At 36.7% G+C, this 17560-nt stretch carries 12 protein-coding genes; 5 read left to right on the forward strand and 7 right to left on the reverse strand.

Features of this window, described 5'->3' with window-relative positions:
• Positions 1-1115: 1115 nt before the first annotated feature.
• From FHR29_RS15580 to FHR29_RS15595, 4 genes are all read left to right on the forward strand, one after another.
• Positions 1116-2621 (forward strand): ankyrin repeat domain-containing protein, encoded by a 1506-nt coding sequence (locus FHR29_RS15580; protein ID WP_183915638.1) that lies wholly within the window; start codon positions 1116-1118, stop codon positions 2619-2621.
• A gap of 94 nt (positions 2622-2715) precedes the next feature.
• Positions 2716-3111: a DUF2271 domain-containing protein gene (locus FHR29_RS15585; RefSeq protein ID WP_260292143.1), complete on the forward strand. Its 396-nt coding sequence runs from the start codon at positions 2716-2718 to the stop codon at positions 3109-3111.
• A 5-nt stretch (positions 3112-3116) separates the two neighbouring features.
• A complete protein-coding gene (locus tag FHR29_RS15590) occupies positions 3117-5300 on the forward strand; it encodes a PepSY domain-containing protein (RefSeq protein ID WP_183915642.1) in 2184 nt (727 codons plus the stop codon).
• A gap of 23 nt (positions 5301-5323) precedes the next feature.
• On the forward strand, positions 5324-6286 hold the full coding sequence (locus tag FHR29_RS15595; RefSeq protein WP_183915644.1) for an FAD:protein FMN transferase: 963 nt from the start codon (positions 5324-5326) through the stop codon (positions 6284-6286).
• 2 nt (positions 6287-6288) lie between these two features.
• On the opposite strand, the gene ccoS is transcribed toward FHR29_RS15595, so the two are convergent.
• From ccoS to ettA, 7 genes are all read right to left on the reverse strand, one after another.
• A complete protein-coding gene (gene ccoS, locus FHR29_RS15600) occupies positions 6289-6468 on the reverse strand; it encodes a cbb3-type cytochrome oxidase assembly protein CcoS (RefSeq protein ID WP_183915646.1) in 180 nt (59 codons plus the stop codon).
• Positions 6469-6493: 25 nt separating this feature from the next.
• On the reverse strand, positions 6494-8881 hold the full coding sequence (locus FHR29_RS15605; protein WP_183915648.1) for a heavy metal translocating P-type ATPase metal-binding domain-containing protein: 2388 nt from the start codon (positions 8879-8881) through the stop codon (positions 6494-6496).
• A 9-nt stretch (positions 8882-8890) separates the two neighbouring features.
• Complete coding sequence (gene hemN / locus FHR29_RS15610; RefSeq protein WP_183915650.1) at positions 8891-10264, reverse strand: oxygen-independent coproporphyrinogen III oxidase; 1374 nt, start codon at positions 10262-10264, stop codon at positions 8891-8893.
• Between the two features lie 4 nt (positions 10265-10268).
• Entirely contained in the window at positions 10269-10682 is a 414-nt protein-coding gene (locus tag FHR29_RS15615; RefSeq protein ID WP_021190230.1) for a hypothetical protein, read from the reverse strand.
• Positions 10683-10877: 195 nt separating this feature from the next.
• Complete coding sequence (locus FHR29_RS15620) at positions 10878-11939, reverse strand: response regulator (RefSeq protein WP_132772302.1); 1062 nt, start codon at positions 11937-11939, stop codon at positions 10878-10880.
• Between the two features lie 6 nt (positions 11940-11945).
• Positions 11946-13136: a PAS domain-containing sensor histidine kinase gene (locus FHR29_RS15625; RefSeq protein ID WP_132772300.1), complete on the reverse strand. Its 1191-nt coding sequence runs from the start codon at positions 13134-13136 to the stop codon at positions 11946-11948.
• A gap of 3 nt (positions 13137-13139) precedes the next feature.
• Positions 13140-14822 (reverse strand): energy-dependent translational throttle protein EttA, encoded by a 1683-nt coding sequence (ettA, locus tag FHR29_RS15630; RefSeq protein ID WP_132772298.1) that lies wholly within the window; start codon positions 14820-14822, stop codon positions 13140-13142.
• Between the two features lie 182 nt (positions 14823-15004).
• On the opposite strand from ettA, the gene FHR29_RS15635 reads away from it, so the two are divergent.
• A complete protein-coding gene (locus FHR29_RS15635) occupies positions 15005-17539 on the forward strand; it encodes an ATP-dependent Clp protease ATP-binding subunit (protein ID WP_132845910.1) in 2535 nt (844 codons plus the stop codon).
• The last annotated feature ends 21 nt before the right edge of the window (positions 17540-17560 follow it).

Below are 17560 nucleotides of genomic sequence, written 5' to 3' on the forward strand. Positions count from 1 at the left end.
TGCCGTGGACCGGTAAAAGGCTTATAACCTGACCGATAAATTCACCGATGATCTATTCTCGGGGCTGAGAAACGGACAATCCTGGCTTTGAACTGTAAAAAAGGGTAGCGGGGGGATGGTTCGTCCTGGGTCTTCTTTTATGGATGCAGTATGCTTTTAGGAAATGGTTCCGCAGAAATTATATCTTCTCGGAGTATTGGTACAGCGGAATGATCGACACTATATATACTATATTACTATTACTATTACTATTACTATTACTATTACTATTACTATTACTATTACTATTACTATTACTGACAAGGTGATTCATGTCAGATCATGTTGCCCGCAGGGCCGACATCTTTACTTTATACTATATAGTATATACTACAAAATATACTACAAAAGGGATCCTGAGAAGTGCTGCTGTTTTGCAATAGCCAGCTATCCCCCGTACAGATACTCCAGAATAAGGCATATTATAACCTGATCAGGAACTGATAGGAACCTGATTATTACTTAAGCGAGGATTTATAGAGAGATTACTGGGATTTTATAAGGGGTTAATAGGGCTTTACCTCTACTAACCCCCTATAAACCCCCTCTTATCCCCCTGTTATACCTCTATTATATTCGAACAAGATCCCTACTTGCTTATAACATGGTATCACCCTGCTAACAATAGTAGGTTTCTCCAAATTCAATTGGTTTAAAGAGCTTCTTTATGATCACTTTCGTAACAGTCAGTATCCTTATAAATAGCCCAGTATACAAATTATTCATACAAATACACACCATAGAAGTTTATACAAATAACTTCTAGCAGGTAAAAGTAATAAGAGGATATTAGTTCACTTACAAATAGCATAACGGCAGTAATTAAATTCATTTAATGATCCAATTCCCCTTGATATAAAAAAGTTACTTTAAAACTAAAGTAAAAGCTAAACGTACAAAGTGAGATTGTACAAGATATTATTAATAGCGTCCTGTTACCAAAATCACTTCAATGCCTTTAAATAGTGTAATTTTCAATAAATAATATTTTTTTTCTATAATTAAATTTTATAGATTTGCCTACTATTTAGATTTAGTATAAATAAATTCCAAACTCAAGATATTCCAATCATAATATGAAAAAGATTTTTCTAGCAGCTTTATTACTATCAGCTTTATACGGAAAAGCCCAAAATAACAACACCTTGATGAATGCGGATTTTTGGAAAGGTTCGCCAAATTTAGCTACTGTTAAAACTGAAATCGCAAAAGGAAATAGCCCTTCAAAACCAAATGCGGCTTCATTCGATCCTGTTACTACCGCTATTTTAAATAAAGCTCCTAATGATATTATCCAATATTTAATTGAACAAGAAGGAAATAGTGTTACTAAAAAAACACACCATAGCCGCAGTTATTTACATTGGGCTGCTTCTACAGGAAATCTTGAACTTGTCAAATATTTAATAGCTAAAGGTTCCGACGTCAATTATCAAGATAGTCATGGCTTTCCTATTGCAGCCTATGCGGCATCAACAGGAAACAAAAACACAGCTGTTTACGATGCTTTATTCAAAGCAGGTGTAGATCCAAAGCAAAAATATGAAGATGGGGCGACCTTACTTTTATTGTCAGTCGCATCAGATAATGATTTAAGCATTACTGATTATTTTGTATCGAAAGGGTTATCGCTAACAGATAAGGATAACTTTGGACGTACTGCAGTCGACTATGCTGCTAAACTTGGTCATATTGAACTTATCGAAAAACTGATAAAAAGAGGTGTTAAACCAACAAATAATGCTCTTTTCTTCGCTACTCAAGGATCTAGACAGGTTACTAATGGTATTGAAACCTATAAATACTTGGTAGAAACTCTAAAATTAGATCCAAAAGCAACAAATAAAGATGGTGCTACAATTTTACATGCATTAGTACGTAGACCCAATATGGAAGTAATCAACTATTTCCTGTCAAAGGACGTTGCGATCAACAAAGCGGATAATGAAGGAAATACCGTACTTATGGTCGCAGCTGCCGGTAAAGATGCGAAGTTGGTCGAGCTTCTATTATCAAAAACAACAAATATTAACGCTGTAAATGATAAAGGAGAATCTGCATTGACAAAAGCAATTGCAAATGGCTCTTCAGAAGTAGCAGCTTTATTACTTAAAAATGGTGCTGATATCAAAGTGCTGAATAAAGACGGAAACAATCTTGCTTATTATTGGTTAAATTCATACACAGAACCTAATCCTCAAACACAAGGTGGCCAGCAACGCAATCCACAAGGAGATAGTTTTGAAGAAAAATTAACCTTATTAAAGAATAATGGCTTAACAGTCACTGATCTTCAAAAAAATAAAAGCTCTTTATTACACTTAGCTGTTGCAAAAGAGAACATAAACCTTATTAAAAGAGTCGCTGCCTTAGGAACTGATATTAATGCTCAAGACAATGATGGCATGAGCGCTTTACATAAAGCGGCTTTAATAGCAAAAGATGATACTATTCTTAAAGAATTGATTTCAATCGGTGCTAAAAAAGACCTGCTAACATCACTTGATGAAACAGCTTACGACATTGCAAAGGAAAATGACTTTTTAGCAAAAAATAATGTATCTATCGATTTCTTAAAATAACGGCATGAAAACCTCTTTAAAATTTACTGTACTTATATTTCTTATTACACTATTTAGCTCAAATTCATTTGCACAATCAAGTAAATTCAAGTGCATGATTCAAATGAATAGCTACGAGGGTGAGGGAGCATATATCATTATATCATTAATCAATCCAAAAGGCGCTTACGAAAAAACGCTTTCTGTATTAGGCCCGGATAAACAATGGTATAATACGCTTAAAGAATGGCATAAGTTTCAAACAAAATCCAACAACAAACTTAATGCAATTACAGGCGCCTCTGTTGGTGGTGGTGACCGTGCAATGAGAACAATAGAAATTGACGATACAAAATTGAACAAAGGTTATAAATTACGTTTCGAATCGGCTGTTGAAGAACAAAAGTATCATGTCACTGACGTAGAAATTCCCTTGACAACAGAAGCATTAGCGGAGCGTGCTAGCGGCAAAGGATATATTAAATTTGTAAAATTAAGTAAAGTTCAATAATTAAAATGACCTTATCCATATGGAGGTATGCACATTTAGCTCTTGCGATAGTATCATCCCTATTTTTACTCATACTTTCCGTAACAGGAATTATATTGGCGATAGATGCAGTTAACGAAAAAACACAAGCATACCGAGTAGAAAATTTCAATACCATAAACCTTGCGCAATCCATAACGGCCTTGCGCAAGGTTTACCCTGAAATCATTGAAATAGCAGTCGATCACAATCAATTTGTTAGTATAGATGCTTTAGATGAAGAGGGTAATACCATTAAAGCTTATATCAATCCGACCACAGGGAAAGTATTAGGTGAAATCAAACCCAAAAGCCAGTTCATCCAGTGGACAACCGCCTTACACCGTTCCTTATTTCTACACGAAACAGGACGTATATTAGTCGGCCTGGTTTCCTTCATATTGCTATTGATTACCATTAGTGGACTCATCTTGATCCTTAAACGTCAGCAGGGTCTTCGCAATTTCTTTTCTAAAATAAACCGTGATTTTTTTGCTCAATATTTTCATGTTGTCAGTGGAAGATTGTTCCTCATTCCTATTCTGATCATTGCTTTATCAGGCACATATTTATTTATGGCACGAATGGAACTGATCAAGAAATCGAACGAAGAGCTTGAACATCAGGATACGCAAACTAAGAATCAAAAGGATTTCAAGGAATTTGCGATTTTTCAAAAGCACACTTTAGGTACAATTGAAAAGATTGAATTTCCTTTCATGGATGATGATCCTGAAGAATTTTACACGATCAAATTTAAGGATCGTGCTGTTACAGTTAATCAGTTTAATGGCGAAATCGTTAAAGAAACAAAATATCCTTATACTGCAGCACTAGAGAAATTAAGTCTCGATATCCATACAGGCCGAACAAATGTGATTTGGGCTATTATTCTAGGTCTTGCTTCTTTTAACATTGTATTCTTTATTTATACTGGCTTTGTCATCACATTCCGAAGAACAAAAACTAAGATTAAAAATAAATATAAAGCCAATGAAGCTGAATTTATTATTTTAGTTGGCTCAGAAAATGGCAGTACTTTATTTTTTGCAAATCAGATTCATAAGCAACTACTAGCAGATGGTAAACGTTCGTTTGTTACAGCGATGAACCAATACCAAAACTATCCAAATGCGACACATATTTTAATATTCACTTCGACATATGGGATCGGAACAGCACCGACTGGAGCATCAAATTTTGAAGAGCTACTTGAGAAATTTCCTCAAGAACAGACAGTCCAATACAGTGTAATTGGATTCGGATCGAAAGCTTACCCAGATTATTGTGCCTACGCAGAACATATAGATAAACTTCTTGCGACCAAAGAATGGGCTACCCGCTTCTTAGATCTTCATAAAATTAATGATCGATCTGCTCATGAATTTACAAATTGGGTACATCACTGGAGTGAAAAATCGTGCATTGCTCTAGCTACTGCTCCATCTTTATACCAGTCAAAAGTTGCCAATCTGCAGCAACTTCAGGTTGTTAAAAAAACAAGCCAAGATTACGCGACATTCACTGTTGTATTTAAACCTCTCAGAAAGGTAAAATTTCAATCGGGCGATCTTTTAGCGATATATCCTGCACATGATAATAGGGAACGCTTTTATTCCATTGGTGAAAATAATGGAACGATTCAACTGGAAGTTAAGCTGCATCCCAATGGATTGGGATCAAATTTTCTATATGAATTAAAGGAAAATGACCATATTGATGCCCGGGTGATGACGAATCCTGACTTCCACTTTCCTAAAGCTCCTGCTGTTATTATGATTGCAAACGGAACAGGAATTGCACCTTTTTTAGGTATGATTCAAAACAATGTAAAAACACCTCTTCGTTTATATGCTGGTTTTAGATACAACAATACACTCACACAGCGCTATCAACAATTTGCACAAGAGGAAATTGTAAAAAAACATTTAACAGCCTATCAGTTTGCATATTCAAGAGAATCAACAGCACAATATGTGATGGATCTAATCAAACATGATGTAAAACTATTTATCGAACATTTAGAGAATGACGGTGTCATTATGATCTGCGGATCGCTTCAAATGCAACGTGACGTCGAAAAGGTCCTTGAAGAAATGACCCTATCGCAAAAAGGTAAAGCACTGCTTTATTATAAGGAGAAGAAACAGATTCTAACCGATTGTTATTAAAAGACAAATCAATACTACTGCTCATGAGACTTCTTTGTACGATCACCTTTCTATTTATTATAACGCTTAGTCAGGCACAGGTATTACAAAAAAAGCAAGTGACTTTAATGGGCTCTGTCTTTGAAATCACTATTGTAGACCGGGATACCGCATCTGCCCGAAATTATATTGATCTTGTAATAGCAGAGGTTACACGTATTGAGAATCTGATTTCAGAATGGAAACCGGAAACCCAGATTTCGGAAGTAAACCGCAATGCGGGTATTAGACCTGTAAAAGTAGATCGTGAAGTTTTTGATCTGACCAAAAGAGCAATCGCCTATTCCCGCAATTCAAATGGAGCTTTTGATATCAGTATAGTTGCTTTAGACAAAATCTGGAAATTTGATGGCAGTATGACCGAATTACCTACGGAAGAAGCTATTCGTAAATCAGTTGAAAAAGTGGGTTATCAGCATATTATCTTAGATAGTGTCGATTGCAGTATTTACTTAGCACTCCCGGGTATGAAAATAGGTTTTGGATCAATTGGAAAAGGTTATGCGGCAGATCGTGGAAAAGCTTTGATGCAAGAAAAATCTGTTGTAGCTGGCATTGTTAATGCATCCGGAGATCTATCGACCTGGGGGCTTCAACCAAATAATAAGCCTTGGTTAATAGGCATAAAAAACCCTTTCAAAGCTTATAAAACGATTAAAACATTAAAAATGCAGGAAAATGCTGTTGCGACATCGGGCAATTATGAGAAGTATGCTGAAATTGACAACAGACGATATGCACATATCATCAACCCTAAAACTGGCTATCCTTCTACTGGACTGACCAGTGTTACGATCTACGGCCCTTCTGCTGAGTTTGCGAATGCTCTAAGCACCTCGATTATGGTTCTAGGTCAAGAAGAAGGTATTTTATTAGCAAAAAGATTTCCCCTCTATCATTATCTTCTGATAACTGACAACGGAACTGTTATAAAAAGCCAAAGATAAACCTAGCGCTTCTTCTTTTCTGGTTCCGGTTCAGTTTTTTCCACATCATCGTCAAACAGGATTCGAACAGAAGGCGTATAGGTATCATCATTTTGTCCCGTTTTATTAGCCCAAAAAAAAGCACCTAAAAACAATAACGCAACAAATACACTACAGCCAATCAACATAAAGATGATACTCATAACACTATTTTAATATAAAAATCTTCTATAATCCCCTTCTTTTTGCAAACCATCTTGTCAAAATACTGGTGAATGATATAATCGTTACCGTACTTATAGGCATCAGTATTGCTGCAAACAAGGGAGACATTTCTCCTTGAACAGCAAAACTCAGTCCAATCACATTATAAAAAATAGAGATACAGAAACTTAAGTGAATAACACGGACTGCATCTTTACTAAAAGCAAAAAACTTAGGTAATTTATCAAAAGATTCGCCATCCAAGATTGCATCACAACCTGGAGAAAAATTATTGATATCATCACTGACCGCGATCCCTAGATCGGCAGTTTTTAGCGCTCCAGCATCATTAAGCCCATCTCCTATCATACAGACACGATGTCCATTCTCTTTGAATAAATTGATAATATCCAATTTATTCTGTGGAGATTGATTAAACAGCAATCGTGTTGTTGAAGGAAAAATCTCCTTTAATAAATCTTTTTTTCGATCATTATCTCCCGATATCAAGTGAAGATCATAATGTTTTAAATCATGAATAATACCGGAAAGCCCGGCACGCCAAGACTGTTCCATTGCAAAACTACCCTTTACTTCACCATTAATAGAAACAAATACATAAGAAGCTTCTGCTGCTCGAGTAGGCACATCTACAAAACGGGCACTACCTATCTTGATTGTATATTGGCCAATATGCGTTACTGACCCTTCTCCAATTTTTTCTTCATACCGATTAACCGGTACAGCATCTACTCCTTCTAACCATTTTACAATCTCCCGGCTCAATGGATGACTTGAATTTCGACAAGAAGAATACACCAATATTTTTTCTTCTTCTGTTAAATATCCGTCAAAAACAATTCCATTAACAGTAGGTGACGAGATTGTCCCTGTTTTATCAAATATTATCGTGTCAATTGATGCCATCTGCTCAATGGCATCTGTATTTTTAACGTAGAATTTGTTTCGGTCAAATACACTTAAAGCTGCAGACAATGTAAATGGAGAACTCAATGCTAAAGCACAAGGGCAGGCAATGATCAATACTGCTGTAAATGCACCCCAAGCTTTATCGGTATCTGCGTCCATCATCCAAAAAACTGTTGCAGATAGGGCAATAATCAATAAAGCAACCGTAAAATATTTACTGATATAACTTATAAATGTCTGAAAATGTTTATCATATTGTTTAAAATTTTCATTATTCCAAAGCTTGGTTAAATAAGACTGCGAAACCGATTTGACCACTTCAAGCTCAATCGCTTCAGCCATTTGACGTCCTCCAGCATAAATCACTTCGCCTAGTGTTTTAGTCACAGGTTTTGACTCTCCAGTCACAAAACTAAAATCTATACAGGCATCCCCGCGGAGCAACACCGCATCTGCTGGTATGATCTCATTATTTCGGACTAAAATCCGATCCCCAACTTTTAAATCGGCCAGCTGAATCGGTTTTTCCTTTTCATCGTGTATCGTTGTTACAGCTACAGGAAAATAACTTCTATAATCACGTTCAAAAGAAATGTGATAATATGTTCTTTCCTGAACCCATTTCCCAATCAATATAAAAAAGACCAAACTACAAAGTGTATCCCCAAAGCCAGCCCCGGTCTGCGAGATCACTTCATATGCGGTACGTACAAATAAGATAAATATTCCCAATGCCAATGGTACATCTAAGTTCAGTCTTTTTTGACGGATACTTAAAAATGCCGATTTAAAATAATCAGAAGCACTATACAGTAAAACAGGCAGTGTAAATAAAAGATTTGCATACCCAAAAAACACCGAATAGTTTTTTTCAAAACCTGCCAGTCCAAAGTATTCAGGGAAGCTCAACATCATCGAATTCCCAAAACAAAAACCTGCTACCGCTATTTTTGCTATCAATGGATTAGCATTAATTTTTTTGCCCGCCTTAACCACATCCTGCAAGGTAATCTTTGGTTCATAACCGATACTTCGCAGTAACTGTACAAGATCACGGAGTGATAATTCCGTATGCTTAAATGTGATACTTGCTTGTCTTTTCATGAAATCAACTTTCGAGACAAGTACATTTGGGTTTATTCTATACAGGTTTTCTAATAACCAGATACAAGAGCTACAGTGAATTACAGGAATGTAAAATGTTATGATCGTGATCTGCTCATCTTTATAGTCAATCAGTTTATCGGTAATAATAGCTTCATCCAGATAAGACAAATCAGCAGTTTTATCAAGGTTTGATTTTCCTGGATGCTGGTTATAGCGATAATAACTTTGCATATTATTATCATGTAAAATCTGGTATACTGTTTGGCAACCTAAACAGCAGAAATCATGGTTATCAAATTGATAGCCACTAGAGACAACTGCATCACCACAATGAAAACAATGCTGGTCTATTTGAACTTTTTTGACTTCTACCATTATATCATCTTAAATAGCTTGACTAAATAATTCTTTCTCGTTTTTTGAATGCTGTAACTTCAGATCAAATGCCATACAGATATTGCGTAGAAAAGATCTTCCTGATGGGGTAATGATTATATGATCTTTATTAACATGGATTAAACCTTCTTTTATCATATCTTCAAGACGTTCTACGATGCCTTCATTTTTAACAAAATCTGCTATCAATTTTGTTTCTCCTTTACACATCAGATCTAAAATGTTGCGTCTTATAATCAGATCTTCGTCATCAAGTAAATGCCCTTTCACAACCGGCAACTGATTGTTTTCAATCATCTTTTGATATTCCTCCACACTTTTAACATTTTGTGCAAAAGCATCCCACGAATCACTGATAGAAGATACTCCGAGACCAATCAATAAGGGACGGTATCGATCTGCATATCCCATAAAATTGCGATGAAGCCTTTGCTGTTGAAATGCAATGAACAATTCATCGCCAGGTTTAGCAAAGTGATCCATTCCAACATCTCTATACCCAGCATCTTGAATAAATTGCTTTCCCACGGTATAAAGCGCAAGCTTTTCTTCTCCTTGAGGTAAGTCTAATTCAGTATAATGACGCTGTCCAGGCTTTAACCATGGCACGTGCGCATAGCTATAGAAAGAAATACGATCCGGATCAAGCAACAGCGATTCTTTGATCGTTTCTGTTATTGTTTTCAAACTTTGTTTGGGCAGTCCGTAAATCAGATCAAAATTAATAGAAGTATATCCGATAGCACGAGCTTCTTGCATAACGCGGCGTACATCTTCCACATCCTGCTTTCTATTTATAGTAAACTGCACAAGCGGATCAAAATCCTGAATTCCCAAGCTTAATCTTCGAAATCCCAACTGATATAAATCGGCTAAGTGTTCATAAGTCGTATTGCCAGGATGTGCTTCGAAAGAAAATGATGCATCGTCTGCGACCTGAGCTTTCGATAAAATACCCGCCAGTAATTTTGCTAAATTCTCTGGAGCAAAAAAGGTAGGGGTTCCACCGCCAAGGTGAATTTCAGAAATCAAAGGCGCACCTTCCTTTAATATTGCTGTGTACATCCCCCACTCTTTTAGCAAACTGTCGATATAAGGTATTTCAACTTTATGATTTTTCGTAATTCGGGTATTGCAACCACAATATGTGCACAGACTTTCACAGAATGGCAAATGAATATAGAGGCTTATCCCTGCTTTTTTTGATTTTTGATAGGTATGATATACGCGACTAGACCATTCCTTCTCAGAGAATTGGTCGCTATTCCAAAATGGAACAGTTGGGTAACTCGTATATCTAGGGGCTGCAACATTGTACTTCCGTACTAAAGACTGCAAATCTATTCCATTGTTCGAATTCATGAGATTATAATTTTACAGGACATACTTTTAAACAACAACAAGCAGTGCCCACACATTTGCCAGCACCCCACAAATTCAAATTCCGAATTGTCTGTTCGGCAATACCTTTTGGACTTTGGTCCTCATAAGGTGTATTAGCAACTTGTATATCCAACTTTCCGGCTTCAACTAAGTCGATGTGTTCTGTCCCTAAAGTACGTGTCAGAATACGGCCCACACCCATATCTTTTAACACCCGGAGCATGGAAGCTTCTAGAATATCCTGTGCCGAAATGACAACAACATCTTTCCCTGTAGCATAAACTTTTGTTTCTTCATTTAGCCCATTAGAAATTAATGTCAAATCATGCATTTTACCATTAGCTAATGCTAATAACTCCTTTTCATAGGTCTGAATACTGTAAACAACTACTTTCATGCTATCTTTTTTGATATTCTAAATCCGAACTAGAACAAAAGTAAATAGTCTTCAAATACTTACACATGAAGTTCATCAGCTTAAAAAGTGATCTACGTCACATTTTTAATCTTAAAAATGCTCTGAAAACGAAAAAGGGTCGCATCCTTACTGGATGCGACCCTTCTGATCAAAATATCGTGGTAATAAAAGACCTTACTGCTTAACCTTACGAAGTTTTTTAACTGAGAAAATACGAATGGCACTTTTCTCTTTTGCAATTAAATTTTCCTCTCTAAAATCGGCTAAAACACGTGAGATCGTTTCATTTGCAGTACCTGCAATTGTTGCGATTCCCTCTCTTGATATTTGAATAACACATTCATCTTCAATTGCTGTATTCACCGTTTTCTCAGCAACACTAATTAATGCATTGGCAATACGTTTACGTACCGTGTCATAAGCAAATCCCAACAATTGCTCTTCTTTCTCTCTAATATTTCCCGATAGCAACTGGATAAATTTACCTGCAATCAAAGGTTTGCGATAAATTAATTCAAAAAAGTCTTCTTTACTGATCAGTGCTATTTCGGATTTTTCAATAGCTTCAACATTATCAGAATAATTTTCATTCAACAGCATCGCTTCATAGCCTATATATGTACCTGCAATCTGAATATCTGTCGAAAGCTCCCGTCCATCATTATAACATAGAAAACTGCGGACCTGTCCACTCAACACAAAATAGACGAATACGGGTACATCACCCTCTTCGTAAATACTTTGTTTCTTTTTGAATACTTTAACACGAGATTTTTCAATGAGTTCTTTCAACAAAAAATCTTGTTCTTCAGGACTTAAATACAAGGAGTTTTTAACTGTTATGGCCTCGCCTATCTGTCCCCGCTTTTTAAAGCGCACATCAATGGCATTTAACAACTCAACATCATCAAAAGGTTTTGTTAAATAATCATCTGCTCCTAGCTCCATTGCTTTTCGCATATCAGACCGTTCAACTTTAGCCGTAAGGAAAATAAAAGGTATGTGTGCCGTTTCTTCGTTCTTACTTAGAATATATAAAACGCCATAGCCATCTAACTCAGGCATCATAATATCACAGAGAATCAAATCGGGCAAATGAGTTGTTGCTAAATCAACACCATCACGGCCATTTTCCGCTGCAAGTACATGATAACGTCCTGTTAACTCCAAAATCTCTGTCGTTCCTTCCCGTATATCTGTATTATCCTCTATAATTAATATTGTCTTCTTTTCCACCTACAATTATTTATTTTGGGTAAATATCATCTTAAAAAAAGCTCCTTCGTTGATAGCAGATTTGTATTCCAATAATCCGTCCATAAGATGAACATAGCGCTTTACAATGTTCAACCCTAGACCTGTACCTGGTATATTGCCTGTATTATGAGCTCTAAAAAACGGTTCAAATAAATTGATCTGATCTTCCTCCGGAATTCCTATTCCATTATCACGGACTGTGATGATGCAAATATTATCCTCGATTATAGTATTAAACTCAATGAAGGTATCTTCACCAGAATATTTTATGGCGTTTGAAATCAAATTAACCACCGTATTTTTAAGTAAATTAGAATCCATCATAAACAGTCCAACCTCACCTGTGTGCTGATAAACAATATGTTGATTCTTTTTACAGATCAATTGCATCTCTTCGGTAATTTCTTCTGCTAATCCAACCACATTGATCATTTGCTTATTGACCGTAACAACACCTGCTTCCAACTTTTCCAGTGATAGAAAATCATTTAAGATGCTTGTTAGCAATTGAACAGAGCTCTTAATTTTACCGGTGTGTTTCAATACACTTGCAAAATCTGGTTTTTCAATATACTTATCGATCAATGAAGCTGATAACTGTACAGAGCTCAAGGGAGTTCTAAATTCATGCGAAGCCATGGAAACAAATCGCGATTTTAGCTGACCAAGTTCTTTCTCCTTCTCAAGCGATTTCGAAACTTCAGCCTTTGTTTTCTCCAGTTCCGAAACAAGCATAATCAAATCTTTCGTTCTTTCGCTCACTTTCTGTTCAAGCTCGACAGCATGTTTTTTCAATCGGTTTTCCGCGGCTTTTTCTCTTGTAAGATCATGAATAAAGCCAGTGAAAATATTTCTATTTTTATACCACACCTCACTCACTGCCAAACGAAAAGGAAAGGTGGTTCCATCTTTCTTTCTTCCAAGAACCTCCCTTCCTATTCCAATTATCTTTTTGTGCCCTGTTCTTTTATAATTATCGATATAGCTATCATGGCGACTATGATCCGGTTCGGGCATTAACATCGAAACATTATTACCGATAACTTCATGATCTGAATAACCAAATAAACTTGACGCTGCCGGATTAATAGATTCGATCAATCCCCGATTGTCGATCGTAATAATTCCATCAATAGCATGATCAATAATTGCTTCTAAAAGCTTCGCACTATCCATTTACTATTTCACTAGTTTTTTATACTTAAGACGGTGTGGAGTGACATCGCCAATTCTTTTCTTTCTATTTTCTTCATATTCCGAATAGTTCCCTTCGAAGAAATATACCTGAGAATCACCTTCAAATGCTAAAATATGCGTACAGATACGATCTAAGAACCATCTATCGTGGGAAATAACAACTGCACAACCACCGAAATTCTCCAAACCTTCTTCCAAAGCACGTAAAGTGTTCACGTCAATATCATTGGTAGGCTCATCCAGAAGAAGTACGTTCGAACTTTTCTTCAATGTAATGGCCAAGTGTACACGGTTACGCTCGCCTCCAGATAACACACCAACTTTTTTCTGTTGATCTGCTCCATTAAAGTTAAATTTTGAAACATACGCTCTCGAATTTGATGAGCGGTTGCCCAACATGATATTCTCGTTTCCATCGGTAATATTTTCCCATACTGATTTCTCCGGATCCAAGTCATCATGGTTTTGATCCACATAACCAAGAGCTACCGTTTCGCCGACTTTAAATGTACCCGTATCAGGCTGTTCCTGTCCTGTAATCAAGCGGAACAAAGTTGTCTTACCGGCACCATTGGGACCAATAATACCCACAATACCTGCAGGAGGAAGTGAGAAACTTAAGTTTTCAAATAAAATACGGTCACCGTAAGATTTTGAAATATTATCTGCTTCGATCACCACATTACCTAAGCGTGGTCCCGGTGGAATGAATAATTCTAATTTCTCTTCACGGTCTTTCGTTTCCTCTGAAGCTAATTTCTCATAATTATGAAGACGTGCTTTAGATTTGGCATGTCTAGCTTTAGGAGCCATACGTACCCATTCCAATTCACGTTCTAATGTTTTTTGACGTTTTGACTCTGTTTTTTCCTCTTGCGCTAAGCGTTTAGATTTTTGATCTAACCAAGAAGAATAGTTTCCTTTCCAAGGAAGACCTTCACCGCGATCCAATTCCAGAATCCATCCAGCGACATTATCCAAGAAGTAACGATCGTGGGTTACAGCGATAACTGTACCTTTATATTGTTTTAAATGTTGTTCTAACCAATCGATAGACTCAGCATCCAAGTGGTTGGTTGGCTCATCTAATAATAAAACATCCGGTTCTTGTAGCAAAAGACGACACATTGCCACGCGACGGCGCTCCCCTCCTGACAAATTGGCAATCTTAGCATCAGGCTCTGGACAACGTAAAGCATCCATGGCACGTTCTAATTTTGAGTCAATTTCCCAAGCATTGGTTGCATCAATAATATCCTGAAGTTCACCTTGTCTAGCCAAAAGCTTATCCATTTCATCTGCATTTTCATACACTTCAGGTAAGCCAAATTTTTCATTAATTTCTTCGTACTCTTTCAGAATACCCGTGATCTCGGCAACACCTTCCTGAACAATTTCAAGTACTGTTTTTTCCGGATCTAAAATAGGTTCCTGCGCTAAATAACCCACAGAATAACCTGGTGAGAAAACAACTTCACCTTGAAAAGATTTATCTAAACCAGCAATTATCTTTAACAGTGAAGATTTTCCGGAACCGTTAAGACCGATTACACCAATCTTTGCACCGTAGAAAAAAGAAAGGTAAATATTTTTTAAAACTTGTTTTTGAGGAGGGTAGATTTTGTTGACACCCGCCATTGAAAAGATTATTTTTTCGTCTGACATACTAATCAATTATTCTTTGTTTGGACAATAAATACACACAAATGTAAACTTTTATACTGACATTTTGATCGATTTAATAGCATGGCTTAATTGTTGATAAATATTACTAAAATATTAAGGATTGATAAAGTAAATTTATTACATTTATATCATTCTTGGTCATTAAAAGAAAGGTAAATTACATGGAAGCAAAATTTTCACCGCGCGTAAAAGATGTCATATCGTACAGTAGAGAAGAGGCTTTGAGGTTGCGTCACGATTATATTGGCACAGAACACTTGTTGTTAGGTTTGATTCGTGAAGGTGATGGCATGGCAATTAAGATTTTGAAAAATATCGGAATTGACACTGCGGCTTTACGTCAGTCTGTAGAGGAGGCCGTGAAAAGCTCAGCTGTATCTCGCGCTCCAATTGGCAATATGCCACTTACTAAACAAGCAGAAAAAGTACTTAAAATCACATATTTAGAAGCTAAAATTTTTAAAAGTGAAATCATAGGAACAGAGCATTTGTTATTAGCTATTTTGAGAGATGAGGATAATATCGCTTCTCAAATACTACAACAATATCAAGTGAGTTATGATATCTTCAAAGCGGAAGTAGAACAAAATAAAACAACTATCCGAGATGAAGCTCCAGGTTCGTCCACTGGTGATGACGATTATCCTGAAGAAGAGCAATTCATCCAACCTAAGAAGGTTTCTGACATTAAATCTAAAACTCCGGTTTTGGATAACTTTGGTCGCGATTTAACAAAAGCTGCGGAAGAAGGTCGTCTTGATCCTATTGTAGGTCGTGAAAAAGAAATTGAGCGTGTTTCTCAGATTTTATCACGTCGTAAGAAAAACAATCCTTTGTTAATCGGAGAGCCGGGTGTTGGTAAATCTGCCATTGCAGAAGGATTAGCATTACGTATTGTACAACGTAAAGTATCACGTGTACTGTTTAACAAACGCGTCGTTACGCTTGATCTCGCATCTTTAGTGGCTGGTACAAAATACCGTGGCCAATTTGAAGAGCGTATGAAAGCTGTGATGAACGAATTGGAGAAATCTCCAGATGTGATTTTATTCATTGATGAAATTCATACCATTGTAGGTGCTGGTGGAGCTTCGGGTTCATTAGACGCATCCAACATGTTCAAACCTGCTTTAGCAAGAGGTGAGATTCAATGTATCGGTGCTACTACATTAGATGAGTACCGTCAGTACATCGAGAAAGATGGAGCTTTGGATCGTCGTTTTCAACGCGTCACCATTGAACCTGCAACTCGTGATGAGACTATTGAGATTTTAAATCGTATTAAAGAGAAATACGAAGAACACCATAATGTCAACTACACTCCTGAAGCTATCGAAGCTTGCGTAAGTTTAACGACTCGTTATATTACCGATCGTTTCTTACCCGATAAAGCAATCGATGCGCTAGATGAAGCTGGTTCACGTGTGCATTTAACAAACATACATGTTCCACAATCGATCATTGATATCGAAGAGAAAATCGAAGAGATCAAATTGGAGAAAAATCGTGTTGTTCGCAGTCAAAAATATGAAGAAGCTGCAAAACTACGTGATACTGAGAAAAAACTGTTAGAGGAACTTGACCGTGAAAAATTAGCATGGGAAGAGGAAACGAAAGCAAAACGTTATGTCGTAACTGAAGATAATGTTGCAGAAGTTGTTTCGATGATGACAGGGATTCCTGTACAGCGCGTTAGCCAGACAGACAGTCAAAAACTGTTGAACATGGGTGATCTGATGAAAAATAGAATCATCGGTCAGGATGATGCTGTTCAGAAATTAGTGAAAGCTATTCAACGGACACGTGCAGGTCTTAAAGATCCGAAGAAACCAATTGGTTCATTCATCTTCTTAGGCCCTACCGGTGTTGGTAAAACTGAGTTGGCAAAAGAGTTAGCACGCTTTATGTTTGATTCTGAAGATGCATTAATTCAGATTGACATGAGTGAGTATATGGAGAAATTTGCGATATCACGTTTAGTGGGAGCGCCTCCAGGATATGTTGGTTATGAAGAAGGTGGACAGTTAACAGAAAAAGTTCGTCGCAAACCTTATGCTGTAGTCTTATTGGATGAGATTGAAAAAGCACATCCGGATGTTTTCAACTTGTTATTACAAGTGTTGGACGAAGGGCAATTGACAGATAGTTTAGGTCGTAAAGTTGATTTCAGAAATACCATCATCATCATGACTTCTAATATCGGAGCACGTCAATTGAAAGAATTTGGTCAAGGTGTTGGTTTTACCACTGCGGCAAAAACAACACAAGCAGATTCACATTCAAGAACTGTTATCGAAACAGCATTGAAACGTGCTTTTGCTCCTGAATTCTTGAACCGTATCGACGATGTGATTGTTTTCAATTCGTTATCGAAAGAGAATATCTTCAAAATCATTGATATTGAGTTGAGATCTCTATTCGGTAGAATCACAGATTTAGGTTACACAATAGATTTGACTGAAACAGCAAAAGAGTTTATCGCAGAGAAAGGATACGACACTAATTTTGGAGCCCGTCCATTAAAACGAGCAATTCAGAAATATTTAGAAGATCCAATCGCTGAAGAAATCTTAAAAGGTGATGTCAAAGCCGGCGATCGTTTAAAAGTTGATTTAAACGCTGAAACTAAAGAAATTGAAGTCACTGCTGATCGTTCTGAAAGACCGATTGAGCCAGCAGATAAAAAAGAAGATTAATAGAATTTGATTTATTTAAGA

Origin of the sequence: Sphingobacterium sp. JUb56 (assembly GCF_014191365.1) — a bacterium.
In the GTDB taxonomy this organism is placed as follows: Bacteria; Bacteroidota; Bacteroidia; order Sphingobacteriales; family Sphingobacteriaceae; genus Sphingobacterium; species Sphingobacterium anhuiense.

Excerpts from the sequence above, each read along its gene's own strand:
- FHR29_RS15580 (WP_183915638.1), top strand. The coding sequence starts at position 1,116 with ATGAAAAAGATTTTTCTAGCAGCTTTATTACTATCAGCTTTATACGGA.
- FHR29_RS15585 (WP_260292143.1), top strand. The coding sequence starts at position 2,716 with ATGATTCAAATGAATAGCTACGAGGGTGAGGGAGCATATATCATTATA.
- FHR29_RS15590 (WP_183915642.1), top strand. The coding sequence starts at position 3,117 with ATGACCTTATCCATATGGAGGTATGCACATTTAGCTCTTGCGATAGTA.
- FHR29_RS15595 (WP_183915644.1), top strand. The coding sequence starts at position 5,324 with ATGAGACTTCTTTGTACGATCACCTTTCTATTTATTATAACGCTTAGT.
- ccoS (WP_183915646.1), bottom strand. The coding sequence starts at position 6,468 with ATGAGTATCATCTTTATGTTGATTGGCTGTAGTGTATTTGTTGCGTTA.
- FHR29_RS15605 (WP_183915648.1), bottom strand. The coding sequence starts at position 8,881 with ATGGTAGAAGTCAAAAAAGTTCAAATAGACCAGCATTGTTTTCATTGT.
- hemN (WP_183915650.1), bottom strand. The coding sequence starts at position 10,264 with ATGAATTCGAACAATGGAATAGATTTGCAGTCTTTAGTACGGAAGTAC.
- FHR29_RS15615 (WP_021190230.1), bottom strand. The coding sequence starts at position 10,682 with ATGAAAGTAGTTGTTTACAGTATTCAGACCTATGAAAAGGAGTTATTA.
- FHR29_RS15625 (WP_132772300.1), bottom strand. The coding sequence starts at position 13,136 with ATGGATAGTGCGAAGCTTTTAGAAGCAATTATTGATCATGCTATTGAT.
- ettA (WP_132772298.1), bottom strand. The coding sequence starts at position 14,822 with ATGTCAGACGAAAAAATAATCTTTTCAATGGCGGGTGTCAACAAAATC.
- FHR29_RS15635 (WP_132845910.1), top strand. The coding sequence starts at position 15,005 with ATGGAAGCAAAATTTTCACCGCGCGTAAAAGATGTCATATCGTACAGT.